Annotated in this window: 28 protein-coding genes and 1 tRNA gene; 13 read left to right on the forward strand and 16 right to left on the reverse strand. The window is 69.4% G+C overall.

Going from position 1 to position 24,755, the window contains the following annotated elements:
* Positions 1-6: 6 nt before the first annotated feature.
* Entirely contained in the window at positions 7-1,797 is a 1,791-nt protein-coding gene (gene leuA, locus LV75_RS15615; protein WP_253887607.1) for a 2-isopropylmalate synthase, read from the reverse strand.
* A 240-nt stretch (positions 1,798-2,037) separates the two neighbouring features.
* Here leuA and LV75_RS15620 point away from each other — a divergent pair, with 240 nt between their 5' ends.
* Together LV75_RS15620 and LV75_RS15625 are read left to right on the forward strand one after the other, a co-directional pair.
* Positions 2,038-2,334: a hypothetical protein gene (locus LV75_RS15620; protein ID WP_253887608.1), complete on the forward strand. Its 297-nt coding sequence runs from the start codon at positions 2,038-2,040 to the stop codon at positions 2,332-2,334.
* A 5-nt stretch (positions 2,335-2,339) separates the two neighbouring features.
* Entirely contained in the window at positions 2,340-2,681 is a 342-nt protein-coding gene (locus tag LV75_RS15625) for a hypothetical protein (RefSeq protein ID WP_253887609.1), read from the forward strand.
* Here the strand turns inward: LV75_RS15625 and LV75_RS15630 are convergent.
* Together LV75_RS15630 and LV75_RS15635 are read right to left on the reverse strand one after the other, a co-directional pair.
* Complete coding sequence (locus LV75_RS15630; protein WP_253887610.1) at positions 2,641-3,222, reverse strand: nitroreductase family protein; 582 nt, start codon at positions 3,220-3,222, stop codon at positions 2,641-2,643. The genes LV75_RS15625 and LV75_RS15630 overlap by 41 nt on opposite strands.
* On the reverse strand, positions 3,212-4,432 hold the full coding sequence (locus LV75_RS15635; protein WP_253887611.1) for a hypothetical protein: 1,221 nt from the start codon (positions 4,430-4,432) through the stop codon (positions 3,212-3,214). Before LV75_RS15635 ends, LV75_RS15630 begins: the two co-directional genes overlap by 11 nt.
* 186 nt (positions 4,433-4,618) lie before the next feature.
* On the opposite strand from LV75_RS15635, the gene LV75_RS15640 reads away from it, so the two are divergent.
* Both LV75_RS15640 and LV75_RS15645 read left to right on the forward strand, forming a co-directional pair.
* Positions 4,619-5,884 (forward strand): aspartate kinase, encoded by a 1,266-nt coding sequence (locus LV75_RS15640; protein ID WP_253887612.1) that lies wholly within the window; start codon positions 4,619-4,621, stop codon positions 5,882-5,884.
* On the forward strand, positions 5,884-6,948 hold the full coding sequence (locus LV75_RS15645) for an aspartate-semialdehyde dehydrogenase (RefSeq protein WP_253887613.1): 1,065 nt from the start codon (positions 5,884-5,886) through the stop codon (positions 6,946-6,948). The genes LV75_RS15640 and LV75_RS15645 overlap by 1 nt, the downstream gene beginning before the upstream one ends.
* A 49-nt stretch (positions 6,949-6,997) precedes the next feature.
* Here the strand turns inward: LV75_RS15645 and LV75_RS15650 are convergent, their stop codons facing one another.
* Positions 6,998-8,173, reverse strand: a complete 1,176-nt coding sequence (locus LV75_RS15650; RefSeq protein ID WP_253887614.1) for an MFS transporter — start codon at positions 8,171-8,173, stop codon at positions 6,998-7,000.
* Positions 8,174-8,306: 133 nt separating this feature from the next.
* On the opposite strand from LV75_RS15650, the gene LV75_RS15655 reads away from it, so the two are divergent.
* The gene (locus tag LV75_RS15655) at positions 8,307-9,755 is read left to right on the forward strand and encodes a catalase (protein ID WP_253887615.1); all 1,449 of its coding nucleotides are present in this window, start codon (positions 8,307-8,309) and stop codon (positions 9,753-9,755) included.
* 300 nt (positions 9,756-10,055) lie between these two features.
* Positions 10,056-10,721 (forward strand): hypothetical protein, encoded by a 666-nt coding sequence (locus LV75_RS15660; RefSeq protein ID WP_253887616.1) that lies wholly within the window; start codon positions 10,056-10,058, stop codon positions 10,719-10,721.
* Positions 10,722-10,921: 200 nt separating this feature from the next.
* Here the strand turns inward: LV75_RS15660 and LV75_RS15665 are convergent, their stop codons facing one another.
* Together LV75_RS15665 and LV75_RS15670 are read right to left on the reverse strand one after the other, a co-directional pair.
* Positions 10,922-11,590, reverse strand: coding sequence for a hypothetical protein (locus LV75_RS15665; protein WP_253887617.1), 669 nt, complete (start codon positions 11,588-11,590; stop codon positions 10,922-10,924).
* Positions 11,591-11,689: 99 nt separating this feature from the next.
* Entirely contained in the window at positions 11,690-12,343 is a 654-nt protein-coding gene (locus LV75_RS15670; RefSeq protein ID WP_253887618.1) for a hypothetical protein, read from the reverse strand.
* Between the two features lie 83 nt (positions 12,344-12,426).
* Between LV75_RS15670 and LV75_RS15675 the strand changes: the two genes are divergently transcribed.
* Positions 12,427-14,268 carry a S9 family peptidase gene (locus LV75_RS15675; RefSeq protein ID WP_253887619.1) on the forward strand — a complete coding sequence of 614 codons (1,842 nt, stop codon included), beginning with the start codon at positions 12,427-12,429 and terminating at the stop codon, positions 14,266-14,268.
* A 35-nt stretch (positions 14,269-14,303) separates the two neighbouring features.
* Here LV75_RS15675 and LV75_RS15680 read toward each other — a convergent pair whose 3' ends face one another.
* Positions 14,304-14,861 carry an NADPH-dependent FMN reductase gene (locus LV75_RS15680; protein WP_253887620.1) on the reverse strand — a complete coding sequence of 186 codons (558 nt, stop codon included), beginning with the start codon at positions 14,859-14,861 and terminating at the stop codon, positions 14,304-14,306.
* Positions 14,862-14,919: 58 nt separating this feature from the next.
* On the opposite strand from LV75_RS15680, the gene LV75_RS15685 reads away from it, so the two are divergent.
* Entirely contained in the window at positions 14,920-16,023 is a 1,104-nt protein-coding gene (locus LV75_RS15685) for an alpha/beta hydrolase (RefSeq protein ID WP_253887621.1), read from the forward strand.
* Between the two features lie 27 nt (positions 16,024-16,050).
* On the opposite strand, the gene LV75_RS15690 is transcribed toward LV75_RS15685, so the two are convergent.
* The 4 genes from LV75_RS15690 to LV75_RS15705 all read right to left on the reverse strand — a co-directional run bounded on the left by LV75_RS15690 (position 16,051) and on the right by LV75_RS15705 (position 18,124).
* Positions 16,051-16,692, reverse strand: a complete 642-nt coding sequence (locus LV75_RS15690; protein ID WP_253887622.1) for a Cap15 family cyclic dinucleotide receptor domain-containing protein — start codon at positions 16,690-16,692, stop codon at positions 16,051-16,053.
* A complete protein-coding gene (locus LV75_RS15695; RefSeq protein ID WP_253887623.1) occupies positions 16,689-17,177 on the reverse strand; it encodes a hypothetical protein in 489 nt (162 codons plus the stop codon). The genes LV75_RS15690 and LV75_RS15695 overlap by 4 nt, the downstream gene beginning before the upstream one ends.
* Positions 17,178-17,308: 131 nt before the next feature.
* On the reverse strand, positions 17,309-17,650 hold the full coding sequence (locus LV75_RS15700; RefSeq protein WP_253887624.1) for a hypothetical protein: 342 nt from the start codon (positions 17,648-17,650) through the stop codon (positions 17,309-17,311).
* Positions 17,651-17,653: 3 nt separating this feature from the next.
* Positions 17,654-18,124, reverse strand: a complete 471-nt coding sequence (locus tag LV75_RS15705) for a GatB/YqeY domain-containing protein (protein WP_253887625.1) — start codon at positions 18,122-18,124, stop codon at positions 17,654-17,656.
* 51 nt (positions 18,125-18,175) lie between these two features.
* On the opposite strand from LV75_RS15705, the gene LV75_RS15710 reads away from it, so the two are divergent.
* Positions 18,176-19,147, forward strand: a complete 972-nt coding sequence (locus LV75_RS15710) for a metallophosphoesterase (RefSeq protein ID WP_253887626.1) — start codon at positions 18,176-18,178, stop codon at positions 19,145-19,147.
* 20 nt (positions 19,148-19,167) lie between these two features.
* Positions 19,168-19,241: transfer RNA gene (locus tag LV75_RS15715), tRNA-Pro, on the forward strand.
* Positions 19,242-19,368: 127 nt separating this feature from the next.
* Here the strand turns inward: LV75_RS15715 and LV75_RS15720 are convergent.
* Genes LV75_RS15720 through sp36 form a run of 4 tightly spaced genes read right to left on the reverse strand, consistent with a single transcriptional unit; the run spans position 19,369 to position 21,508 of the window.
* A complete protein-coding gene (locus tag LV75_RS15720; RefSeq protein ID WP_253887627.1) occupies positions 19,369-20,280 on the reverse strand; it encodes a hypothetical protein in 912 nt (303 codons plus the stop codon).
* A gap of 25 nt (positions 20,281-20,305) precedes the next feature.
* Positions 20,306-20,896, reverse strand: a complete 591-nt coding sequence (locus LV75_RS15725; protein ID WP_253887628.1) for a hypothetical protein — start codon at positions 20,894-20,896, stop codon at positions 20,306-20,308.
* On the reverse strand, positions 20,893-21,348 hold the full coding sequence (locus LV75_RS15730; RefSeq protein ID WP_253887629.1) for a RidA family protein: 456 nt from the start codon (positions 21,346-21,348) through the stop codon (positions 20,893-20,895). Before LV75_RS15730 ends, LV75_RS15725 begins: the two co-directional genes overlap by 4 nt.
* 1 nt (position 21,349) lies before the next feature.
* Positions 21,350-21,508, reverse strand: a complete 159-nt coding sequence (sp36, locus tag LV75_RS15735) for a Sp36 family protein (RefSeq protein ID WP_204456144.1) — start codon at positions 21,506-21,508, stop codon at positions 21,350-21,352.
* 139 nt (positions 21,509-21,647) lie between these two features.
* On the opposite strand from sp36, the gene LV75_RS15740 reads away from it, so the two are divergent.
* From LV75_RS15740 to bagB, 3 genes are all read left to right on the forward strand, one after another.
* Positions 21,648-21,896: a hypothetical protein gene (locus LV75_RS15740; RefSeq protein ID WP_253887630.1), complete on the forward strand. Its 249-nt coding sequence runs from the start codon at positions 21,648-21,650 to the stop codon at positions 21,894-21,896.
* A 63-nt stretch (positions 21,897-21,959) separates the two neighbouring features.
* Entirely contained in the window at positions 21,960-22,964 is a 1,005-nt protein-coding gene (gene bagA / locus LV75_RS15745) for an ATPase BagA (RefSeq protein ID WP_253887631.1), read from the forward strand.
* Positions 22,961-24,082, forward strand: a complete 1,122-nt coding sequence (bagB, locus tag LV75_RS15750) for an ATPase BagB (RefSeq protein WP_253887632.1) — start codon at positions 22,961-22,963, stop codon at positions 24,080-24,082. The genes bagA and bagB overlap by 4 nt, the downstream gene beginning before the upstream one ends.
* A 206-nt stretch (positions 24,083-24,288) precedes the next feature.
* Here the strand turns inward: bagB and LV75_RS15755 are convergent, their stop codons facing one another.
* The gene (locus LV75_RS15755) at positions 24,289-24,600 is read right to left on the reverse strand and encodes a WhiB family transcriptional regulator (protein ID WP_253887633.1); all 312 of its coding nucleotides are present in this window, start codon (positions 24,598-24,600) and stop codon (positions 24,289-24,291) included.
* Positions 24,601-24,755 lie beyond the last annotated feature (155 nt).

Here is a 24,755-nt window from a genome sequence, read left to right on the forward strand (position 1 = left end):
CACTGGTCAGCGCTGGGAGCGGTTGACCGCGGAGACGACCGCGCGCAGGGAGGCCGTCACGATCGAGCTGTCGACGGCCACGCCCCAGAGGACGTTGTCGCCGATGGCGCACTCGACGTAGGCGGCGGCCCTGGCGTCGTCGCCGGAGGTCAGGGCGTGTTCGGAGTAGTCGAGGACGCGGACGTCGTAGCCGACGGAGGCGATGGCGTCGACGAAGGCGGCGATCGGGCCGTTGCCGACGCCGTTCACCTCGTGCTCGTCGCCCTCGACCGCCACCACCGCGGTGATCTCGTCGCGGCCCTCGCCGTCGTCGGAGACCCGGTGGCGGCGCAGGCGCAGGGGCGAGACCCGGTCCAGGTACTCGGTGGCGAAGACGTCCCACATCTCCTTGGGGGTGACCTCGCCGCCCTCGCTGTCGGTCACGGCCTGGATGACCTGGGAGAACTCGATCTGCAGCCTGCGCGGCAGCTTGAGCTGGTGCTCGGTCTTCATCACGTACGCCACCCCGCCCTTGCCGGACTGGGAGTTGACCCGGATGACGGCCTCGTAGGAGCGGCCGACGTCCTTGGGATCGATGGGCAGGTACGGGACCTCCCACGGGTGCTGGTCGATCGGCACCCCAGCCTCGGCGGCCGAAGCGGCCAGGGCGTCGAGGCCCTTGTTGATCGCGTCCTGGTGGCTGCCGGAGAACGCGGTGAACACCAGGTCGCCGCCCCACGGGTGGCGCTCGGCGACCGGCAGCTGGTTGCAGTACTCGACCGTGCGGCGGATCTCGTCGATGTCGGAGAAGTCGACCTGCGGGTCGATGCCCTGGCTGAACAGGTTCATGCCCAGGGTGACCAGGTCGACGTTGCCGGTGCGCTCGCCGTTGCCGAACAGGCAGCCCTCGATGCGGTCCGCGCCAGCCAGGTACCCCAGCTCGGCGGCCGCGACCCCGGTGCCCCGGTCGTTGTGCGGGTGCAGGCTCAGGATCAGCGACTCGCGGTTGGGCAGGTTGCGGTGCATCCACTCGATCGAGTCGGCGTAGACGTTCGGGGTGGCCATCTCGACGGTCGCGGGCAGGTTGACGATCATCGGGCGGTCCGGGGTCGGCTGCCACACGTCGGCGACCGCAGCGCAGACCTCGACCGCGTAAGACAGCTCGGTGCCGGTGTAAGACTCGGGGGAGTACTCGAAGCGGAAGTCGGTCTCGCCGTACTTCTCGGCGAACTTCAGCACCGTCTCGGCGCCGTCGGTGGCGATCTTCTTGATACCCGCGCGGTCGGAGCGGAACACCACCCGCCGCTGCAGGATCGAGGTGGAGTTGTACAGGTGCACGACCGCGCTGTGCGCGCCGTCCAGCGCCTCGAAGGTCCGCTCGATCAGCTCCGGCCGGGCCTGGGTGAGCACCTGGACCCGCACGTCCTCGGGGACCGCGCCCTCGGTGATGATCTCGCGCACGAAGTCGAAGTCGGTCTGGCTCGCCGCCGGGAAGCCGACCTCGATCTCCTTGTAACCCATGCGCACCAGCAGGTCGAACATGCGGCGCTTGCGGGCGGGGGACATCGGGTCGATCAGGGCCTGGTTGCCGTCACGCAGGTCTACCGCGCACCACAGGGGGGCCTGGGTGATCCGCTTGGTAGGCCAAGTGCGGTCCGGCAGGTCTACCGGCTCCACCAGCTCGTGGAAGGGGCGGTAGCGGTGCACGGGCAGGGCCGAGCCGCGTTGCGTGTTCCACGCGGGTTGTCCCGCGGGGGCCGGACGGGTGGGGGTGCGCAGCCTGCTGGGGCCGTTCGATATGGCGTCAGGGGTGCTCATCGCTAGGGGTTCTCTCCGGTTTCGACGGTGGCGACCGGCGGCAACGCCGAAACCCGCGACGGGGAGCCGGTCTGGTCAGACCCCGTCGCGGCGGAGAAGCAGGAGGAGAGCGCGAGCCACGCCGCCAGCCTAACCACAAGCGCGCGGCGATGTGGAATCCACGGTCCACATCGTGGGCCCGGCTCGCGTTGGGCCGTTCGGAGTAGTTACGGTCGCCCTGGTCAGGGGCACTTTCCAGGCATGGCAACTCGTAGATGGCACGGCACCAGCACCCGCGGGTCCGCTGCCCGGATCATCACCGGTATCGGTGCTCTCTTCGCGATCATCGAGGTTCTCTACATCCTGTTGGTCGTGCTCGGGGCGAACACCGCGAACGCGTTCGTCCGCTTCATCGCCTCGATCGCCGAACCCCTCGCGCTGTTCTTCCCCGGGTTGTTCCCGATCGACAACTACACCGCCGCGGTTGTCGTCAACTACGGCCTGGCCGCGGTGTTCTGGCTCGTGGTGACCGGGCTCATCGCCCGGTTGCTCCGCTGACCGAGGTGGCCGGTCCGGACACCCGGCGCCGTGGGCGAAACCTGTCCACGGCCGCCGGGGTCCTGGCCGGTGCCGTCCGCTGGATCGGCCTCGTCGCCGCGGCGGTCCTGGTCGCGCACGTGGTGCTGGTCATGGCGGACGCCAGTCGTGCCAACATGATCACCGCCGAGGTGCGCGCCGTGGCCGGGGCGCTGGCGCTGGTCTTCAAGAACCTGTTCACCCTCGAGGACGTCAAGCTCGCCGTCCTCATCAACTACGGCATCGCCGCGGTCGTCTGGCTGGCGGTGTCCTCAATGGTCGCCAAGTTCATCCGTCGAGTTGGAACGGCTCGCCCCACTTCCCGGTGAAAGCCGTCTCCGTTACCGAGATCCGTTGCCTGGGCGCGATTTCACGAGCCCGCTTCGACTCAGGCAACAGGTCCGGTGACCCAAGCGTCCCGACCGCGATGGCTGTAAGAGGCCGGATCGAGTCCGGTAGCCCGAACTCCGCTGATACCCCTGCCGTGTCGAATCCGGCCATCTGGTGCGCGACGAGTCCTTCGGCTACCGCCTGCAGAACCAGGTTCTGCGCCGCAAGACCCACCCCGTACTCGGCGTAAGGGACCTCGCCCTTCTCGTTCGCGGTCTCCGCACAGGCCACCAAGAGCGCGCCGGCGTTGCTGGCCCAAGCCTGGTTGCCCGGCGCCAAGAGCGCGAGGATCCGGTCGAAGGTGTCCGTGCCGCGCGGTCCAACGAGGAATCGGGCGGGCTGGGTGTTGCCGTAAGAGGGTGCCCAACGCGCGGCTTCCACCAGTCGCTGAAGGGCCTCTTGCGACACCACGCCGTCCGGGTCGAGAGCGCGGGGGCTCCACCGGTCCCGGATCAGCGGGTGCAACTCGTCAAATCGCATATCCCCACGCTGTCACAGCGTAGGCACCGAACCACGACCCGGTCAGCGCGAACGCCGCGACGGACAGCACCATCGTCGAGGTGCGCCGCTTCGCCAGGGCCAGCGCGATCGGCACCAGCAGCGCGATCGCGGGCACCATCAGCCGGACCTTGGAGTTCATCAGGCCGTTGGAGCACAGGTCCATCACCAGCACACCCGCCGTGTAGACCAGCAGTGGCCACTCGACCCGGCGGCGGACCGCGATCGCGAACAGCGCCAGCGCCGCCACGATCATCCCGACCGTGGCCACCTCCAGCACCGACCGGCCGTCGGCGAGCACGTCCAGGCCGAACTTCACCGTCGCCGCGCCCCCGTCGAACCCGGAGTCCCAGCCGCGCTCCTGCAGGGCGAACCAGCCGTTCCACTCGCCGGTCCTGGTCCCCACCCAGGCCAGGTACAGCACCAGGCCGAACGGCGCGATCGCCGCGCCGACCCACGGCCGCCAGCCGTCGCGCCGCTTGACGATCGCCACGACCGCGGCGACCCCGACGGCCAGGATGAGCGCCGCCGCGGTCGGGCGCACCAGCCCGGCGACCGCGCACGCCAGCCCGGCCTCCAGCCACTGCCGCTGCAGCAGGAACACCAGCGCCCACACCGCGAACGCGCAGAACATCGCCTCCGAGTAGGCCATCGACAGCACGATCGACATCGGCGACCCGGCGAACAGCGCCACCAGCACCAGCCCGACCGTGCGCGACCCGCCGCGGATGATCGTGCCCAGCCGGGTCAGCCCGTAGGCGCACACCACGCCGAACGCGATGGTCACCGCCAACGCCGAGGGCACCAGCCGGAACCCCAGGTCGTGCACCCAGCCGACCAGCGTCGGGTACCCGGGGAAGAACGCCAGCGGGGTCTCCGCGCTGCGCTTGCCGAACGCGTCGACCAGGCTCGGCGGCACCCCGGCGTACCCGTTGGCCGCGATGGAGAGGAACCACTGCCCGTCCCACGAGCGCAGCGCGTCACTGGCCGAGGACCCGTTGCGCCCGGACATCCAGCTCAGCGCGAGCAGACCGACCTCGCGCACCCCGAGGAACACCAGGGCGGGCGCGAGCAGCCGCAGCAGCCGCGGTGGGTTGAGCCGTGCGCGCAACCCCCGACCGCTCGACCCGGCGGCTTCAGGCACCTCATCGACGGCCTCGACGGCCGTGCTCGTCACGTCCGTGGCGGACACCGGCGACCCTCCCCGACTCACTGGCTCGGCGTGCCAACCCTAGCCGCACCGGCAGCGCAGTGGCGGGTGCCACATGAGCCCCGGAAACCGCGTGATGGCGCAGGTAGGCTCACCCGACAGACGCAAGTGCGCGGCGCCTCGCTCCTCGAGGGACCCGCGCACTCGGCATGAGGAGGTTGCACGCAAGTGGCGCTCGTCGTCCAGAAGTACGGCGGATCCTCGCTCGAGACCGCCGACCGGATCAAACGCGTCGCCGAGCGCATCGTCGCGACGCGCAAGGCGGGAAACGACGTCGTGGTGGTCTGCTCCGCGATGGGGGACACGACGGACGAGCTGCTCGACCTCGCCAAACAGGTCAACCCGGTGCCGCCGGGGCGCGAGATGGACATGCTGCTCACCGCGGGTGAGCGCATCTCCAACTCCCTGGTCGCGATGGCGATCAGCGCGCTGGGCGCCGAGGCGCGGTCGTTCTCCGGCTCGCAGGCCGGGGTGATCACCACCTCGACGCACGGCAAGGCCCGCATCATCGACGTCACCCCCAGCCGGGTGCGCGAGGCGCTGGACAAGGGCCACATCGTGCTGGTGGCCGGGTTCCAGGGCGTCAGCCAGGACACCAAGGACATCACCACGCTCGGCCGCGGCGGCTCGGACACCACCGCGGTCGCGCTGGCCGCCGCGCTCAACGCCGACGTCTGCGAGATCTACACCGACGTGGACGGCGTCTACTCGGCCGATCCCCGGATCGTCCCGGACGCCAAGAAGCTCGACCGGGTCACCTACGAGGAGATGCTCGAGATGGCCGCGAGCGGGGCCAAGGTGCTCATGCTGCGCTGCGTCGAGTACGCCCGCCGCTACGGCGTGCCCATCCACGTCCGTTCGTCGTACAGCACCAAGCCGGGGACGGTCGTCTCCGGGTCAATGGAGGACTTGCCCGTGGAACAGGCGATGATCACCGGCGTCGCGCACGACCGGTCCGAGGCGAAGGTGACCGTGGTCGGCGTGCCCGACACCGCCGGGGTCGCCGCGCGGATCTTCCGCACGGTCGCCGACACCGAGATCGACATCGACATGGTGCTGCAGAACGTGTCGAGCACGGTGTCCGGCAAGACCGACATCACCTTCACCCTGTCCAAGAGCAACGGCCCGACCGCGGTCGCCGCGCTGGAGAAGATCCGCGAGGAGCTCGGCTTCACCCAGGTGCTCTACGACGACCACGTCGGCAAGGTGTCCCTGGTCGGCGCGGGCATGCGCTCGCACCCCGGGGTGACCGCCACGTTCTGCGAGGCGCTGGCCAAGGTCGGCGTCAACATCGAGATCATCAACACCTCGGAGATCCGCATCTCCGTGCTCATCCGCGACACCCAGCTCGATGAGGCGGTCCGCGCGATCCACGAGGCGTTCGAACTGGGCGGCGACGAGGCCGCCGTCGTCTACGCGGGGAGTGGTCGCTGATGGCCGGACCTGTTCTCGCCCTGGTCGGCGCCACCGGCGCCGTGGGCACCGTGATGATCGACATCCTCAACGGCAGGCAGTCCTGGCCGTGGGGCGAGGTGCGGCTGATCGCCTCACCGCGCTCGGCGGGCAAGAAGATCACCGTGCGCGGCGAGGAGCTGACCGTGCTCGCGCTGGCGCCCGAGGTGTTCGACGGCGTCGACGTGGCCATGTTCGACGTGCCCGACGAGGTCTCCGCCCAGTGGGCGCCGATCGCGGCCGAGCGCGGCGCGGTGGCGGTCGACAACTCCGGCGCGTTCCGGATGGACGACGACGTGCCGCTGGTGGTTCCGGAGGTCAACAACGACAAGGTGGGCGCGCGGCCGCGGGGGATCATCGCGAACCCGAACTGCACGACCCTGTCGATGATGGCCGCGCTCGGCGCGTTGCACCGCGAGTTCGAGCTCAAGGAACTGGTCGTCGCCTCGTACCAGGCGGCGTCCGGCGCGGGCCAGGACGGCATCGACCGGCTCTACGCCGAGTACGCCGCCGTCGCGGGCAAGGAGGTCGGCAACCGCGTCGGCGACGTCCGCGAGGCCCTCGCCGCGGCCGGGCTGTCGCAGGAGGACTCGCCGTTCCCGGCGCCGCTGGCGCTCAACGTCGTGCCGTGGGCGGGCTCGCTCAAGGCGGACGGTTGGGCCAGCGAGGAGCTCAAGGTCCGCAACGAGGCCCGCAAGATCCTCGGCATCCCGGACCTGAAGGTGTCGGCGACCTGCGTGCGGGTCCCGGTGGTCACGACCCACTCGCTGGCCGTGCACGCCACCTTCGCCCGCCCGGTGACCGTGGCCCAGGCGCACGAGATCTTCGCCGCGCAGCCGTCCATCGTGCTGGTCGACGACCCGGCCGCCGGGAAGTTCCCGACCCCGGCCGATGTCGTCGGCGGTGACCCGACCTACGTCGGTCGGGTCCGCCAGGCGCTGGACTTCCCGAACGCGCTGGACTTCTTCGTGTGCGGGGACAACCTGCGCAAGGGTGCGGCGCTGAACACCTACGAGATCGCCGAGACCATCGCGGCGGCCCTGTAATCCGTAGGTTCAGGGGCGGTCCCGGTGTGGGACCGCCCCTGAGTCGTCTCTAGACCGCTACCGGTTCCTTGACCGACCGCCCCGCGCCGAGGAGCCAGGCCACGGCCGCGATCGCGACCCCGCCCATGCCCGCCACGGCGAAACCCCAGGCGGGGGAGGTGTGGTCGACGACGAACCCGATGCTGGGGGCCCCGATCGAGGCCCCCAGGGTGAACGCCGAGCTCTGCAGCCCGGTCGCCGCGCCGCGCATCGACACCGGGGCCAGCCGCGCGACCTCCTCACCCGTGGTGGCCACCGTCGGCGCGCAGAGGGCACTGCTGGGCACCAGCGCGAGCGCGAGCAGCCACCACTCGCCGACGAAGAGCGCCGCCGGGATGGTCAGCACCCCGAGCAGACCCATCAGCACGACCTGCGGCAGCGACCGCCGCACCGCGCCGTGGACCAGGCCGCCCGCCGCCGAGGCGGTGCAGATGACCACGACCAGCAGCCCGGTCCAGTCCAGCTGCCCGTTCGCCCGCAGCGCCGCGACCATGGTCACGTCCACGCCGGCCAGGATGAACACCGCGCCGCCGCCGACGACGAGCACGCCGATGAACTTGGGCGTCAGCCACTCCCGGCGCGGCAGCCGCGCCGTGTCCGCCTTCTCGTGGTCGGCGCGCACCCTCGGGTTGAACACCGCGATGAGCAGGCCGACGACCACGACCGCGCAGCCGAGGCCGGTCGTCGCCGCCTGCGGGGAGAGCTGGGTGGCCAGCAGCACCGCGAGCGCGGGGCCGACCATGTAGCTCAGCTCCACCGAGATCGAGTCCATCGAGAACGCCGTGCGCCGCAGCTCCTCGGGCACCATCGCGGCGATGGCCTGCCTGGCGATGGACATCGTGGGCAGCGCGAGCAGGCCGAAGAAGAACGCGGTCCCCAGCAGCACCGGGTACGACATGAACCGGGCGGTCAACCAGAACGCGCCCTCGCACGCGGTGGCCAGCAGGATCATCGGCCGCAGCCCGATGCGGTCCACGACGTGGCCCATCAGCGGCGCGCCGACCGCGACCCCGATCGTGCCGACACCGCCGACCAGGCCCGCGGCGCCGTAGCTGCCGCCGAGGCCGACCGCGACGAGCAGGGTGAGCACCATGGAGGTGGCGGCGAGCGGGATCCGGGCGAAGAACATCAACACCATCAGCGCGCGAACGCCCGGTAGGCCGAGCATCCGGCGGAACTGCTGCATGCCCCGATGCCACCCCACTCCACCCGGCGGGTCAACCGATTAACCACTACCGTGAGTTTTCTGGACTGACTCCAGATACGGCGGCCGTCGTGCCGCCGGGTCGTGCCACCACCACGAGCAGCCGGAGGAAACCATGGCTTCCAGCCGACCCACCACCAACAACGTGGGCATCCCCGTTGGCAGCGACAACGACTCGTTGACCCTTGGCGCTAACGGTCCGATCTTGCTGCAAGACCACTACCTGATCGAGAAGAACGCACAGTTCAACCGGGAGCGAGTACCCGAGCGGGTCGTGCACGCCAAGGGCGGCGGCGCGTTCGGCTTCCTCGAGGTGACCGAGGACATCAGCCAGTTCACCAAGGCCGCGGTGTTCCAGCCGGGCACCCGAACCGAGAGCGTGATCCGGTTCTCCTCGGTCGCGGGCGAGAACGGGTCCCCGGACACCTGGCGCGACCCGCGAGGGTTCGCGGTGAAGCTCTACACGACCGAGGGGAACTACGACCTCGTCGGCAACAACACCCCGGTCTTCTTCGTGCGGGACCCGATCAAGTTCCCCGACTTCATCCGCTCGCAGAAGCGCCGGGCCGACAACCACCTGCGCGACGCCGACATGCAGTGGGACTTCTGGACGCTGCGCACCGAGTCCGCGCACCAGGTGACCTGGCTGATGGGCGACCGGGGCATCCCGTCGACCTGGCGGGAGATGAACGGCTACGGCTCGCACACCTACCTGTGGGAGAACGCGGGCGGCGAGAAGTTCTGGATCAAGTACCACTTCAAGACCGACCAGGGCATCGGCTACCTCGCCCAAGCCGACGCCGACCGGATCGCGGGGGAGGACGCCGATCACTACATCCGCGACCTGTTCAACACCATCAAGGCGGGCAACCACCCGAGCTGGACCTTGTACGTCCAGGTCATGCCTTACACCGACGCCGCGGACTACCGCTTCAACCCGTTCGACCTGACGAAGGTGTGGCCGCACGGCGACTACCCGCTGATCAAGGTCGGCCGCTACGTCCTCGACCGCAACCCGGAGAACTACTTCGCCCAGGTAGAGCAGGCCGCCTTCGAGCCGTCCAACTTCGTGCCCGGTATCGGCCCGTCGCCGGACAAGATGCTGCAAGGTCGCCTCTTCGCCTACCCGGACGCGCACCGCTACCGGATCGGCACGAACTACGCCCAGCTCCCGGTCAACGCGGCCAAGGCGCCGGTGAACAGCTACGCCAAGGACGGCGCGATGCGGTACGCCAACCCCGGCGACCCGGTGTACGCGCCGAACTCTTACGGCGGCCCCCACGCTGACGCCTCTTACGCGGGGGAGACCGTGGCGAACTACGGCATCGAGGACGAGGTCATCCGCTCGGCCTACCGGCTGCACAGCGAGGATGACGACTGGGGGCAGCCGGGCACCCTGGTGCGCACCGTCTTGGACGACGCGCAGCGCGAACGCTTGGTGGCCAACATCGTCGGCCACGCCTCGGCCGACGTCAGCCCGCCGGTCCTGCAGCGAGTGATCGAGTACTGGCGCAATGTCGACAAGGCCCTCGGCGACAAGGTGGCCGAGGGGTTGGCGAAGTAAGCACCTCGGGGAACCTTGGGCCCGACCTGTCACCCGACCGGTCGGGCCCTCGGTCAATCCGCCCCGAATGTGCGACGTCCGCCCCGCTGTCGGGGTATGGGGTGGCCCGGCTCACGCACTGCGATGGCCATCTTCACGTTCGGTGACGGCCGCTCACTCTTCGGCTACTGCGATGGAATTCAAACCGCTAACGCTCCGCTTGATCGCCTCTTGCCCGTTCGGGCAGAAATGGTTTTCTCGGCCTTTCCCCGGTACTGAGTTGGTTGTCCACACCATGGACAACCGACAAGGAGAAACCCGATGAACAAGATCGCTCGTTTCGTCGCCGCGGGAGTCGCGGGTAGTCTTCTCGCCCTCGGTAGTGCCGGAATGGCACAGGCTGAAACAGCCACCATCTCCTCGGCGTCCGTCGAGCGGATCATGACCGCTGACAGCGCGTTGCAGTCAGCCGTCGCCAACCAGGACCTCGCAGGGGTCCAGACCGCTTTCGCCGACCTGCGCTCCTCCCTGGCCCAGTCCGGGGACGAGACAGCCCTCAAGCTCGACGCCGCGCTCGGTGAGCTCGAGCGCATCGTTCCCGGACTGCCCATCCCCGACCTCGGTGGTCTGACCGGCGGTCTCCCCGGGTTGCCGGGTGGTCTGCCGGGTGGCTTGCCCGGTCTGAGCGGCTTGCAGGGTCTGATCAACACCATCACCAACCTGCTGACCTCGCTGCTCGGTGGCCTGCCGCTGGTCGGTGGCCTGACCGGCGGTCTCACCGGCGGTGGCCTGCCCGGTCTCGGCGCGCTGACCGGTCTGCTCGGTGGCGTGCCGCTGGTCGGTGGCCTGACCGGCGGCCTGACCGGTGGCTCGACCGCCGGTGCGGCCGGTGGCCTCGGTGGCCTGCTCGGCGGTCTGCCGGGTGGCAGCCTGCTGTCCGGTCTGCTGGGTGGCCTGCCGCTCGTCGGTGGCCTGCTCGGGCACTGAGTGCCGACCTGCTAGCAACACCGAAGTACCCGTAGTACCCGTAGTACCTGGTGTGTGCCGATAGTGGCACCGAGAGCCGGTAATCCGATCCAGTCTCGGATCGGATTACCGGCCTCTTTATTTCACGCTTTGCCCAAACTCGCGGCAGGTTTAACGGCCTTGGTGAATTCTTGCGCAGGCCGGTGCATCGCCGGGGTCAATCAGCCGCCGGTGGAATGCCAGTGCGTGGTGTACGCGGCGGCCTCGGCGGCCAGCCACGCGTCGAGGTTGTCCAGATTGGTGCTGCGCGATAGCCGGTATTCCTTCGCCCGGCGGAGGTCGACCACCAGCGGCTCGGCGCCCGCCAGCAGGTCGGCCGCGCACACCGCCAGCAGCCGCAGCGCCGCGTTCGCCCCGTCGCGGGTCAGCGGCGCCTCCTTCAGGTGGAACAGCACGACCTGCAGCCCGCCGGAGCGCCCGCGCACGGCCAGGTGCGGCGCCACCGTCAACTCCAGACCGCCGACCCGCAGGATCGTCGCCGCGCAGTCCACCGGCGTCAGCCGGGCCTTGCGCCACCACGCGAGGAACCCCGCCGCGACCTCCTCGTACGCCCGCGGCTGCCCGGTCAGCTCTGCCGCGGCAACCGCTTCGGCCAGCACCGCCGCCGGGTCCTGCGCGCGCGCCGCGACCTCGATCGCGGCGAGGATCGGCTGGTAGAAGATCCGCCCGTAGTGGTCCGGCACGCCTTCGCGCTCGTGCGCCGCGGTGACGATCTCGGTGCGCCTGGACCGCCCGCCCGCCGCGTACTCGGCGAACGCCGTCGCGCTCGCCACCACCGCGCCTGCCCGGTGCTCCGCCACGTCCACCCCTGTTCCCGCCGTCGTGCCCATCACGGCCCTCCCTCGGTCGGTGTCGATCTCAATCTTACCGCCGGGGTATGACACAAGTGTTCGAATCGTGGGGCCTGACCTGCGCGGATTCGGCCGGTTTCAGATCTCGCGGAAGGTCGCGGCGACCTTCTCGAGCGCGGGGGCCGCGCTGCCGCGGCGCGACTCCAGCGTCCAGGTGATCACCTGGTGGTACCGCCGCTCGCCGTTGACGAGGGTGAACCAGAAGACGCACGGCTCGCCCTCGAACACCCCGGAGACCTCGTAGCGCACCGCCTCCCGGGTGCCGATCCGCACCGGCGTCGGCTGGCCGACCTTGGGGGTGTCGAACGGCATCTCCGCCATCAGCAGGATCGCGGTGTCCTCGTAGTCGGCGAAGTCGCTGAAGTCGGCCTTCTCGTCGGTGAGCACCATGAGGTAGCGCTCCTGGAAGACCTGCCCGTAGGTGAGCACGGCGTTCTCGCCGCGGTAGTCCTCCGGCAGCTCCCGCCAGTCCACGGGCAGGTCGAGTGCGCTGTGGCCGTCGATGGTCTTGACCTGGGTGACCCGGGTCTCCTCGGCGCGCTGCACGGGGGGTTCGCCCGACGAGGTGTCGATCGCCAGCCAGACGACCGCGCCCGCCAGCACGACCAGGACGACGCCCAGCACCGCCCACACCCAGGGCCAACGCCGCTTGGGTGGCGCGGGAGGGATGGGTGGGAAGATCGAGGGCAGCGCTCGATCGGGCTGCTCAGCCGCCCAGGGCTGCTCGGACATCGCGACACCGCCCCCAGGCCAGGTGTGTTCCCCGCACCGATCAGCGGGCGACGCCAGTCTAGCGGCCTGGCAGGATCGCTCAGGTGAGCACTCATCCAGTCGCCGAGGTACCGGACCACCTGTTCGCCGACGACCGGGCCGAGGCCCGCTGGCGGGCGCGCTTCCACGCCGCCCGGGTCAGCCTGCCCGACTGGGCGCTGCAGGCGCCGGACCGCACCGTGTACATCTCCAACGCCAGCGGGGTGTGGGAGGTCTACGCGTGGGACCGCGCCACCGACACGCACCGGCAGGTCACCGACCGGCCCAACGGCACCCTGCACGCCACGGTCTCACCGGACGGTGAGCAGATCTGGTGGTTCGCCGACACCGACGGCGACGAGTTCGGCACCTGGGTGGCCGAGCCGTTCGCGGGGCGCCCGGTGGACGCCGAGGCCGAGCCCGGCGTCGTGGGCGCGAAGGCGGGATACCCGGCGGGCCTGGAGATCGGCGACGAGGTGAGCGTCGTAGGCGTCGCCGACGACGACGGCACGACGATCTACCTATCGCGCGGTGGCGCTGAGGCCGAGGTGATCTACCAGAACGAGCACGACGGCGGTGTCGCCGCGCTCTCTTACGACGAGACCCTCTTGGCGATCGCCCACTCCGAACACGGCGACAACCGCCACCCGGCGCTGCGCGTTCTGTCTGTCGCTGATGGCTCTACCGTCGCCGAGAAGTGGGACGGCAAGGGCAAGGGTCTTAGCGGTATCTCGTTCAGCCCGGTCTCCGGTGACACCAGGCTCTTGGTACTGCACGAGCGCCGAGGCCGCGAGGAACTGCTGATCTGGGACGTCGCTGCGGACACCGAGCAGGAGATCGTGCTCGACCTGCCTGGCGAGGTCGACGCTGACTGGTACACCGATGGCACAGCGCTGTTGGTCGCGCACACCCATCAGGCGCGCAACACGCTGCACCGCTATGACATCGCTACCGGCACTTTGTCTACATTGGATACTCCGCCTGGGACGATCGGGTCGGCGCACACCCGCCCGGACGGCACGGTCGAGTACTCCTGGTCCAACGCTGCCGAGCCGTTCGCGGTCCGCGCTCTGTTCGGCGACGGCACCGATCGGATCCTTCTTACGCCGCCTGGCGACCGCGCCCCCTCTAGTGCCTCGCTGACAGATGCGTTCGTTGAGACCGAGAACGGCACCGTGCACGCGTTGATCGCCCGCCCGGTCGATGCGCCTGAGGGTCCGCTGCCGACGGTCTTCACGCTGCACGGCGGGCCACACGCGGCGGACGAAGACCGGTTCTCCGCCTATCGCGCCATGTGGGTCGATGCCGGGTTCGCCGTTGTTCACGTGAACTACCGGGGATCCACCGGCTATGGCTCTGCCTGGCGTGACGCGATCGAAGGCAGGCCTGGGCTTACCGAGTTGGCCGACGTTGCCGCCGTGCACGAGTGGGCAGTGTCATCTGGCGTTGCTGACCCTGCCCGCTGCGTGGTGAACGGCGCATCGTGGGGCGGCTACCTGGTCCTGTTGGCGCTAGGCACGCAGCCGGACCTGTGGGCTGCTGGCGTCGCCGGTGTACCTGTCGCGGACTACCTGGCCGCCTACGAAGACGAGATGGAGCCCCTCCGCGCGTTCGACAGGGCCCTCTTCGGAGGTTCCCCTGCCGAGGTCGGGGCGCTCTACGAGGAATGCTCCCCGATCACCTACGTCGACCAGGTACGCGTACCGGTGCTCGTACTCGCGGGCGAGAACGACCCGCGCTGCCCCATCCGCCAGATCGACAACTACCTCGACAGGCTCGCCGCGCGTGACCAGCCCTACGAGGTCTATCGCTACGACGCGGGCCACGGGTCGTTGGTGGTGGCCGAGACGATCAAGCAGTCGCTGATCGAAGTCCACTTCGCACTACGGGCCCTCAAGCTCCGCTAGAGCTGGCGCGGCCGGCCCCTCGCGGGGTCGGCCGCTCAGGCCCGAGCTAACGCGAACTCGGCGACCTGCAGCCCGATGGTCCGCAGGGTGGTCGGCACGCTCTCGTCGGTGCAGCCGCCCGCCGCGTCGAACTTGGTGTGGATCGAGTTGACCGCCGCGCCTAGCGGGGTCGGCCAGCCGCGTAGGGCGTGGGTGACCGCGCGTAGTGCGGTCAGCGTGTTCACTGCCGCCTGCCAGCCCGCCGCGGTCGCCACGCACCCGACGGCACGGCCGTCGAGGTACACGCGCTCGTCCTCGCGCAGGTCCTCCACGTAGTCGAGGGCGTTCTTGACCAGGCCGGACACGGTCCCGTGGTAGCCGGGGGAGACGAGGATGACCCCGTCGGCCTCCCGCAGCTCGTCGACCAGCCTGCGGGCGGCGTCGGTGCGCTCGGGCACGCCGGGGTCGTAGAAGGGCAGCACGAGGTCGGCGCCCGACAGCGCGGTCGTCTTGGCGCCCGCCTCCGCGGCACCGGCGAGCGCGATGCGCAGCGCCCGCTCGGACTGCGAGTCCGGGCGCAGGGACCCGCCGATTCCCACCACAGTGACCGTCACCGGACCATCCTTTCATCGCTGGGGTGACGGTACGACCTCCATCACGGTGGAGGTCCACATGGCGTTGCCCACTTGCCTACTGGGAAGTAACGTGGAGTCGGTGCTGCTCGACGCGATCCCGACCCGGGTGCTGGCCGCCGCTGTGCGCGCCCTCTTCGCCCTGCCCCGTCCGCTCCGCCGCCTCATCGCAGGCAGGCCCATCCAGGTCGACGGCCAAGAGCTGGCCTTGGACGCCCAGTTCCTCTTGACGCTGAACCGCCTGGCCACCGGCGACGGTCTTACCGCCCGCGAGCCCGTGAAGTCCCGGGCCGACATGGTGTCCTCGACCCGCCTTATCGGAGGGACACCAATCGAGCCGGTAGCCGTAAGAGACCTAGACCTCGACGGCATCCCCGCCCGCCTCTACACGCCCCCGTCGGCGAACGACAACGCCCCGCTTCTCCTCTTCTTCCACGGCGGCGGCTGGGTCATCGGCAACCTAGACACCCACGACAACCCTTGTCGCTTCATCGCCAAGCACGCCGAAGTAAAGGTCCTCTCCGTCGACTACCGCCTAGCGCCCGAACACCCCTACCCGGCCGCGGTGGAGGACGCCCTAGCCGCCTTCAACTACGCCGTCAAACACGCCGAGTCCCTAGGCATCGACCCGACCCGAATAGCCCTAGGCGGCGACTCCGCAGGCGGCAACCTGGCAGCCGTAACTGCCCAGCAGGCCGCTCTTACCCCAGGCCCCAAACCCGCCTTCCAACTCCTCTTCTACCCCGGCACCGACGCGACAGTCCGCCGCCGCAGCCGCGACCTCTTCGCCACCGGCTACCTCCTAACCGACAGAGACATCGACTGGTTCCTGAACCACTACGGCCCAGACCACTCCACCCGCGCCGACCCCCGCTTCTCCCCTCTACGCGCCCAAGACCTGACAAGCCTCCCCCCGGCCTACATAGCCACCGCAGGCTTCGACCCCCTCCGCGACGAAGGCGAGGCCTACGCAAACGCCCTCCGAGCAGCCCAAACCCCCGTGATCCTCTCCCGCCACCCCGACCTAATCCACGGCTACATCAACTTCCTCGCCGCAGGCCCCCGCTTCACCCAAGCCCTCCTGGAAGCCACCGCCACCCTCAAAGCCGCCCTCACCTTCTCGCCCAAAGATCCCCGGCGGTAAAGGCGGAGGAGGGTCTATCCGGGCTCCCTAGGAGAAGGTCGCCCACTTGCTCAGGGGTAGAAGGCCCTGAGCTTCTTTGATCGAGGTGCAGTGCTTTTTATCGATGTGGCGCAGGGTTATGCGCCCGCGATTCCCGTCGTTGGTCCAATACGCGCCCCTGAGTTCGTCTTTGCCGTACAGGCGTAGCTCGCCCGCGCCCTGTTGGTGGCCTGATCCGGGAGTGAACTCTCTGCGTAGCATGTAGACGTATGAGACCAGCACGGATCCGCTGTCAATTTGAGTTATTAGGTTGGCGACCTGAGACGAACCTTCCATGCCCTGCGTGTAGCTCTGTATGGTTACGGTCAGGAGGGTTTGCCGGATCACGAAGATGATCGGAATTGTCGTCGTGCCTTCCTGATTTTGTGGCACCCAGTTCGACTCCAAGTGGCCTGTCCATGTTCCCGCGATACGCGGGCGTTCGAAGATGAGTCGAAGCAGCCGCCACTTCCAGCCCCATTTCGCGTATGTGGCCCAGAACAGGGTGGTCGCAGTAACGGCGAGAGTGGCTCTGCGCAATGTGTGCAGGCCGATTTGCCAAGAATCGATCAACCATACCTGTAACGCCAAGGTGCCGAGTGCCACGATGGCGGTGGTAACCGCGAACCTTTTGAGGTCAGCTGCGCTCAAGGCAAGCGCCTCGCAGCCCCCGGCGTTGCGGTGTCGAATCGAATGCGGCCTTCCTTGTAAACCACGATTCGACCGCTTTGGCTGATCGCAACGGCGAGTTCGATGCTGGGGGCCAGGGATGTCAGCAGCGCTGACATGTTCCTCGCGCCGACGGCTGTCCCGGTGATGATCGAAGTGACGCCTTCGGGGATCGGAGGTGAGACGAACTGGCATATGTGTGTCAGTTCCAGGCAGTCCGCCCGAATCAGGTGGAACCCGTCATGGAACGGGCTGGATTTGTCGGCCAGCGGGGTCAGTAGCTCGGCGCTTTCGGTCGAGTCGCGCACGGAGATGGAGACAAGTTCGTTCTCGACCATTCGAACAGTGGGCAGGCGCAAGGGCGGCGAGTACAGGATCAGGCCAATCCCGGAGAACTGGTCGGTCTTCTGCTTGACGATCGCCTGCGCCAGTTCCAAGGCCCAGTCGTCAAGGTCGTCTTGGCTCATGCTGGACCCATCTTCGCCTGTCGTGGATCAAGTTGTACAACTATCCTGCGGCGTTTCGGAGCGTGAGAACGCCGGAGACGGGATTATTGCCTAGTCGCTGACGCGTTGGACTTGCCCTGTGCGTGTTCGGCTCAGCGGGTGGCCTGGCTGGTTCGCGCGATGAAGAAGGCTTGGCGGGCTAGGCGCGAGATGCCGATGAGGGTGGCGGTGCCGAATTGGATCTCTACGGTGCGCCAGCCCACGGAGCGGATGGTCAGTAGGCCGGTGAGGACGACTGCGGCCGTGACCGCGCCGAGTACGCCCACCCGGGCAAAGTAGCCGGACGTGGGTTTGTCGCCGCCATGCAGTTGCCAGTCGGACCATTCCTGGCGGGCTTTGGCCAGCTGGACCCCCGATACTGCGATCAGGCTCAGCAGTGCGGGTGCGGCGAAGCCCATCGACAGGATCAGGAGCAGTTCCCCGGTGGTGAACACAGGTCAGCCGGTCAGTTTGGCCTTGACCACCGCAGCGACCCTCCCGCCGTCGGCGCGGCCTGCGATCTTGGCGTTGGCGGCCTTCATGACCTGTCCCATCTGGCGCGGGCCGGGAGCTTCACCCAGTTGGGTGGTGACCTCAGCGACGGCCTCGTCCACGAAGGCCGCGATCTCGGCGTCGTCGAGCTGCTTGGGCAGGTAGGTGTTGAGGACCTCGGCCTCGTCCAGCTCCAGCTGGGCCTGCTCGGCCCGACCGGCGCCGGAGAACGCCTCGGCGGCCTCCTTGCGCTTGCGGACCTCGCGCGCCAGCACCTTGAGGACCTCGTCGTCGGTCAGCTCGCGGGCCTCGGTGCCTGCGACCTCCTCGGTCGTGACCGCCGCCAACGCCATGCGCAGGGTCGCGAGCCGGGTCTTCTCCCGGTTCTTCATCGCGGAGGTGAGGTCTGCCTGGAGTCGGTTCTTAAGCTCGGCCATGGGTGGAACAGTACTGATCGTTCAGCCCTGTCGCGGCGAACCCGTACGCTCGTGGGTGTGAGTGACGTAGTGAGGACCCTCAGTCGCATCGCCATCGGCACCACCGCACTGGGCGTGGCGACCATCGCCTATGCGGCTGGCTATGAGCGAACCCGCTGGACGCTGCGCCAGGCGACCCTGCCCGTGCTCGCTGAGGGTGCCCGGCCGCTGCGCATCCTGCACATCTCGGACCTGCACATGCTGCCCGGGCAGAAGTCGAAGCAGCGCTGGGTGGCCGCGCTGGACGAGCTCAACCCCGACCTGGTCGTCAACACGGGCGATAACCTCGCCCACAAGCAGGCAGTGCCAGCTGTCGTGCGCGCCCTAGGTCCACTGTTGAACCGGCCTGGTGTGTTCGTCTTCGGCAGCAACGACTACTACGCGCCTAAGCCGAAGAACCCCGCGCGCTATCTGTTCCCCTCTAACAAGCGCATCCACGGCATCCCGCTGCCCTGGAAGGACCTTCGTGCCGCGATGCTTGAGCGCGGCTGGATCGACCTAACGCACAACCGCACCCTCTTCACCGTCGACGGCCGCACCATCGCTGCCGCAGGCGTGGACGACCCCCACCTCCGTCGCGACCGTTACGACGACATCGCGGGCAAGCCCGACAGGCAGGCGACGCTCCGACTCGGGGTTACGCACTCGCCCGAGCCCCGCGTGCTGGACCGGTTCGCCGAGGACGGGTACGACCTGGTGCTGGCCGGGCACACGCACGGCGGACAGCTGCGGATCCCGGGGTACGGCGCCCTGGTCACCAACTGCGAACTGGACCGGGGACGAGCCCGCGGCAGCTCCCGCTGGGGCTCCCACACCTGGCTCCACGTTTCGGCGGGTCTGGGAACGTCGCCGTATGCGCCCGTGCGGTTCGCGTGCCCGCCAGAAGCCAGCCTGCTGACCCTCGTACCGCGCCTGACCAGCTCAGACCCGGCGCTGGACGGCTCTAAGGGAGCCCGGTTCGGAGCCAGTGCACGGGTCCGTTAGACTTCTCCCCGTTCCACTTTCGGGGTGTGGCGCAGCTTGGTAGCGCGCTTCGTTCGGGACGAAGAGGTCGCAGGTTCAAATCCTGTCACCCCGACACAGATCAGGCCCTGTTCGCAGTGATGCGGACAGGGCCTGATCTTGTTCGTGGGCAACAACCCCGGGCGACAACAGTGCCAAAAAGAACGGAGGGGCCTCAGTGAGGCCCCTCCGGCAAAGCAAAGTCAGCTGCGGTTGTCCGGGGGCTGTAGTGGCACCCCGTTGACCATCGTCGAGCTGTTCGCCTCGTGCCAGTCGAACGGGGGCCCCTCGGTCGGGCCCAGGTCGCCCTGCCAGTCGGTTGCTGGGGTGTCCGTCTGTTCGCGGCGGGCCAGTTCTTCCTGGAGTTGGCGCAGCAGGCCGAGTTCCTGGTCGTTGAGCGACTCGTCGACCGGGTCTTCCTTGGTCCAGGTTTCCGCTACCTTCGACGCCGCCTTGACGATGGGGGCGGGTGGGGTGCGGGGGACCAGTACCTCGGTGGCGTAGCGCATCGCGGTGTGGTGGTAGTCGGTTGGTTCGGTGCCGTCGCGGAGGACCTCGACGGAGGCGGTGAGGCCTGCGCGGCGGAGGGCGTGTTCCACCCGGTACGCGGTCGCGGCCGCGGAGCCGGTTGGGCCTACGCCGATCAGGACCACCCGGTGCGGGACCGCGCCGGTCGCTGCGCCGGACGGGGTCAGGCGCCAGACGGACCAGACGGCGCGGATGTCGGGGAGGGCGTCGAGGACCCGGTTGATCGCCTCGGCGACACCTTGTTCCGCGCCGACGCCGTCGACCTTGCCCGCGCCGAAGCGGTGGCGGGTCATGACCTCCGGTTCGACCAGCCGCAGCCGCTCGACCACCGACGGGTCGGCGTTGGCGGCGGCGAACAGGGCGAGCAGTTCCTCGCGCTCGCCCTTGCTCACCCCGACCGGGCCGGACACCAGGCAGCCCGCGATCAACTCCAGCGCCCGGTCGACCTCGGCCGAGGCCAGCAGCTCCCTGGCGTCGGCGAGCGCGTCGTCGTCCAACCTGCCCGCGAGGACCAGCAGGATGTCGTGCACGCGGACCGGCAGCGCCACCCCCGCCCACGAACCCTTGCCTGGCGAGACCTGCGTCACGTTCTGTCCCCTCTCGTGCGAGCGCCTAGCTGGGAACCAGGTGGCCCTCGGCGACCAGCGGTTCCGAGGCCGCCAACGCGGCCTGGTGGTACCTCGGCAACTCGGTGCCGACGGGCAGCACCTCGACCGCGGGCTCGTAGGTGCCCAGAGCCCGCAGCACCCGCTGCAGCTCCCCGGCCAGCCTCGGTGCGTCACCGGTCGTGGTGACCAGCACGACCCGGGCGACCGGCCCGGTAGTACGTCCCCTGCGCCAGCTCGACCGCGCCTCGACCACCTCGGGTCGACCACGCAGCATCGCGCTGAGCACCACGGCGACCGAATCGCCCATGCTCACCCATTCGGGCGACTCTGCGGAGAAGGTGTAGTCGAGTTCGCCGATTTCGTCCACCCACGCGAGCGCGTTGAGCTTCTCCGCGTCCGCCCCGTGACCCATCAGGGCGCTGACCGCGATCCGGTACTCCTCCGGCGTGATCGCCACCCGCTCGCGCAGCAGGGTCAGCGGCAGCGCCCTGGCCACGGCGTCGACCGCGTCGGCGGCCAGCCAGTCGCGGAAGCGCCACAGCTGGCGGTCGTTGAGCCTGCCCGCCAGGCGCAGCAGGAGTTCGTGGGCGCTCACGCGACCTCCACGGTCAGCTCGACCTCCACCGGCACCCCGCGCGGCAGCTCGCTCACCCCGACCGCGGAGCGCGCGTGCACGCCCGCCTCGCCGAAGACCTCGGCCAGGAAGTCCGACGCGCCGTTGAGCACCGCGGGCTGGCCGGTGAACCCCTCGGCGGAGGCGACGTACCCGACGACCTTGACCACGCGCACCACGGCGTCCAGGCCGACCAGGTTGTCGATCGCGGCGAGGGCGTTGAGCGCGGCCACCCTCGACAGCTGCTGCGCCTCCTCCGGGCTCACCTCGGCGCCGACCTTGCCGGTCGCCAGCGGCTCACCGCCGACCACGGGCAGCTGGCCCGCGGTGAACACCAGCGACCCGGAGCGGGACGCGGGCACGTAAGACCCGATGGGGGCCGCGACCGGGGGGAGTTCCACACCCAGGTCGGCCAATCGCGCGCGCCAGCTCATCTCACGCCCCCTTGGGGCGCTTGAGGTACGCGACCAGCTGCTCGCCGGTCGGCCCGGGCAGCACCGAGACCAGCTCCCAGCCGTCCTCGCCCCACTGGTCGAGGATCTGCTTGGTCGCGTGGATCAGCAGCGGCACGGTGGCGTACTCCCACTTGGTCAACTCAGCCAAGGCCGGTCCCTCACCTCGTCGCAGGTCGACCCGGTCGACCGACCAGGTCGGGGCTCACCCTAGCCGTTGACAGCCCGTGAAGACCCGCACGTCGCCGCGTGAGGCGCCGGGTGATCGGTACCGTTGCGCCATGGAGTCCTGGCGGGTCATCGCCACCGCGCTGCTCGGCGTCGCGGGGCTGGTGCTGGTGCTGCTGGCGATGGCCAAGGTGCGCGACCGGACCGGGCGTTCCGGCACGGTCGCCATCGCGGGCGCGGTCGCCTTCACCCTGCTGGTCGTGCTGGGTGTGTTGACCATCACCGTGCTGCCCGCCGGGGTCGTCTGGGGCGCGGTGATCGTGGTCGGTGTGGTCGCGTCCGCGCTGCTCCTGGTGGGTTGAGGCGGCGCTGATCACCCGGTACTCGGGGGGCGGGGCGGGTAACCGGGCATTTACGCTGAAATGGTGACCACCCCTGTCGTCGGCTGGACCGAGCAGATCGCCCGCGCGCGGCTGCACGTGGTGACCGGCAAGGGCGGGACCGGCAAGTCCACTGTGGCTGGCGCGCTGGCGTTGGCGCTGGCCACCGGCGGTAAGCGGGTCCTGCTGGTGGAGGTGGAGGGCAGGCAGGGCATCGCGGCGCTGTTCGACACGCAGCCGCTGCCCTACTCCGAGGAGAAGGTGGCCTCCGCGCCCGGCGGCGGCGAGGTGCGCGCGCTGCACGTGGACGTCGAGGCGGCGCTGCTGGAGTACCTGTCGATGTTCTACAACCTGGGTTTCGCGGGCCGCACGCTGCGCAAGATGGGCGCCATCGAGTTCGCCACGACCCTGGCGCCCGGCCTGCGCGACGTGCTGCTCACCGGGAAGATCAAGGAGTGCGTGACCCGCACCGACGACACCGGCAGGCACGTGTACGACGCGGTGGTGGTGGACGCCCCGCCGACCGGCCGGATCGTGAAGTTCCTCGACGTCACCAAGGCCATGGCCGACCTGGCCAAGGTGGGGCCGATCAAGGGGCAGAGCGACGGCGTCGTGCGGCTGCTGCACTCCGGTGACACCGCTGTGCACCTGGTGACCCTGCTCGAGGAGATGCCGGTGCGCGAGACCATCGAGGCAGTCGAAGAGCTCGACGGTGCGGATTTGCGACCGGGGGCGATCCTGCTCAACCGCGTCCGTCCACCCCGGCTGCCCGCACGTTCGGTTACCGCTGCCGCCGACGGCAGGGTCGACGCTTCCCGGGTACGCGCGGGGCTGCAGGCGGCAGGGCTAGCTCTGTCCGAGGGTGTCCTCGATGGACTGGTCGAAGAGACCGTGGAGCACGCCATCCGCGTCCAAGCCGAGCAGCGTGCCCGCGAACAGTTGGCCGAGATCGATCTGCCCGCGGTAGAGCTACCGGAGCAGGTTGACGGTATCGACGTAGGCACGCTCTACGAGCTAGCCGAGGTGCTTGTGGACCAGGGGGTCAGGTGAGCCCCTTGGAGATAGACACGCTCATCGACGACCCCGACACCCGGGTGATCGTCTGTTGTGGCTCCGGTGGCGTAGGTAAGACCACCACAGCCGCGTCTATAGCGGTCCGAGCCGCCGAGCGCGGTCGTGCGACCGTGGTGTTGACCATCGACCCGGCCCGCCGCCTTGCCCAGGCGCTAGGGCTCGCCGAACTGGGCAACGTGCCGCGCGAGGTCAGCGTCGCCGGGTTCGAACCCAAGGGCTCGCTTAGCGCGATGATGCTGGACATGCGCCGCACCTTCGACGACATGGTGATCGCGCACGCGGGGGAGAAGCGCGCGGAAGAGGTGCTGGCCAACCCGTTCTACCGGACCATCTCCTCGTCGTTCTCCGGCACCCAGGAGTACATGGCGATGGAGAAGCTCGGCCAACTCGCCGCCGACGGCACCTGGGACCTGATCGTCGTCGACACCCCGCCGTCGCGGTCGGCGCTCGACTTCCTCGACGCGCCGCAGCGGCTGTCCACCGCGCTCGACGGCCGCATGATCAAGCTGCTCACCGCGCCTGCCCGCGCGGGCGGTTGGGGTATCCGCAAGGTGGTCAGCGCCGGGTTCGGCCTGTTCGCCAAGGCCGTGTCGACCATCGTCGGCGGTCAGTTGCTCGCCGACGCGTCCGCGTTCGTGCAGGCCTTCGACGGCATGTTCGGCGGCTTCCGCGAGCGCGCCCGCAAGACCTACGAACTGCTGCGCTCCTCCGGTACCGCGTTCGTCGTGGTCGCCGCCCCGGAGCCGGACGCGCTGCGCGAGGCCAGCTACTTCGTCGAGCGGCTCGCTGAAGAGTCCATGCCGCTGGCCGGGTTGGTCGTCAACCGGACCCACCCGGTGCTGGCCCAGCTCCCGGCCGCCAAAGCCCTCGGTGCCGCGGAGAACCTGGAGGCCAGCGGCGGCGCCCCGCTGGCGGCGGCGGTGCTGCGCCTGCACGCCGACCGGGTCGCCCTCGCCCAGCGCGAGCGCCGGTTGATCGCCCGGTTCACCAAGGCGCACCCGGCGGTCTCCCTCGCCCACGTCCCGGCGCTCGCCGCGGACGTGCACGACCTGGCGGGCCTGCGCGACATCGGTGACCAACTCGCGGGCGGCTGACCCAGGGCACGACAGGTCGACGATCGTCCCCGGCGGGAACCGGGACATCGCGGCAGACCCCCCACCGCTGATATCTCGATCCCGCCGGGTTTCGATCGCATTGGCGAACGCTCCCGGGCTGGCCGTGCACTGACCGGACACCAGCCCTCGGCCGGGCAGCCCTCACCCGCGCGACGGCACCCAGCCGCCGCGAGGGGTCGGGCTGATCAACCGACCTGGGCGTCGATGTCGTCGTAGAGGTGCCTGCGGCGGGCGTCGTCGAGCAGGTCGCGCCACGAGAGCACGTCCGGCCTGCGGCGCAGCAGCGCTCGGCGCTCCCGCTCGGTCATCCCACCCCACACACCGAACTCGATGCGGTTGTCCAGTGCCTCGGCCAGGCACTCGGTGCGGACCGGGCACGCGATGCAGACCATCTTGGCCTTGCGCTGCTCGGCACCCCGGACGAAAAGCCCGTCGGGGTCTTCGTCCCGGCACGTGGCCCGGACCCGCCAATCGGCCTGCTGAGTTTCGAGATGCATATCCCCCACCCCTGTCGTCGTCGCGACCCTGAAACCCGATACCCCCCGGTACCGGTGCCTTCCAGCTCCACCTGCGGACCTGTTCGGCGCTGTCGTGAGACGTTGACGAACTTTACTGGGTCCCGGTTCCATCGAACACGCCGACGGACGCAGGT

It is taken from the genome of Actinokineospora diospyrosa, assembly GCF_024171925.1.
Taxonomy (GTDB): Bacteria; Actinomycetota; Actinomycetes; order Mycobacteriales; family Pseudonocardiaceae; genus Actinokineospora; species Actinokineospora diospyrosa.

Bases quoted from the DNA above. Each gene is read 5' to 3' on its own strand.
- LV75_RS15620 (WP_253887608.1), top strand. From the start codon at position 2,038: ATGGCAACTCGTAGATGGCACGGCACCAGCACCCGCGGGTCCGCTGCC.
- LV75_RS15650 (WP_253887614.1), bottom strand. From the start codon at position 8,173: ATGCAGCAGTTCCGCCGGATGCTCGGCCTACCGGGCGTTCGCGCGCTG.
- LV75_RS15705 (WP_253887625.1), bottom strand. From the start codon at position 18,124: ATGGCCGAGCTTAAGAACCGACTCCAGGCAGACCTCACCTCCGCGATG.
- LV75_RS15665 (WP_253887617.1), bottom strand. From the start codon at position 11,590: ATGGGCACGACGGCGGGAACAGGGGTGGACGTGGCGGAGCACCGGGCA.
- LV75_RS15630 (WP_253887610.1), bottom strand. From the start codon at position 3,222: ATGCGATTTGACGAGTTGCACCCGCTGATCCGGGACCGGTGGAGCCCC.
- LV75_RS15730 (WP_253887629.1), bottom strand. From the start codon at position 21,348: ATGAGCTGGCGCGCGCGATTGGCCGACCTGGGTGTGGAACTCCCCCCG.
- leuA (WP_253887607.1), bottom strand. From the start codon at position 1,797: ATGAGCACCCCTGACGCCATATCGAACGGCCCCAGCAGGCTGCGCACC.
- LV75_RS15755 (WP_253887633.1), bottom strand. From the start codon at position 24,600: ATGCATCTCGAAACTCAGCAGGCCGATTGGCGGGTCCGGGCCACGTGC.
- LV75_RS15655 (WP_253887615.1), top strand. From the start codon at position 8,307: ATGGCTTCCAGCCGACCCACCACCAACAACGTGGGCATCCCCGTTGGC.
- LV75_RS15695 (WP_253887623.1), bottom strand. From the start codon at position 17,177: ATGAGCCAAGACGACCTTGACGACTGGGCCTTGGAACTGGCGCAGGCG.
- LV75_RS15740 (WP_253887630.1), top strand. From the start codon at position 21,648: ATGGAGTCCTGGCGGGTCATCGCCACCGCGCTGCTCGGCGTCGCGGGG.
- LV75_RS15660 (WP_253887616.1), top strand. From the start codon at position 10,056: ATGAACAAGATCGCTCGTTTCGTCGCCGCGGGAGTCGCGGGTAGTCTT.
- LV75_RS15645 (WP_253887613.1), top strand. From the start codon at position 5,884: ATGGCCGGACCTGTTCTCGCCCTGGTCGGCGCCACCGGCGCCGTGGGC.
- LV75_RS15685 (WP_253887621.1), top strand. From the start codon at position 14,920: ATGGCGTTGCCCACTTGCCTACTGGGAAGTAACGTGGAGTCGGTGCTG.
- LV75_RS15670 (WP_253887618.1), bottom strand. From the start codon at position 12,343: ATGTCCGAGCAGCCCTGGGCGGCTGAGCAGCCCGATCGAGCGCTGCCC.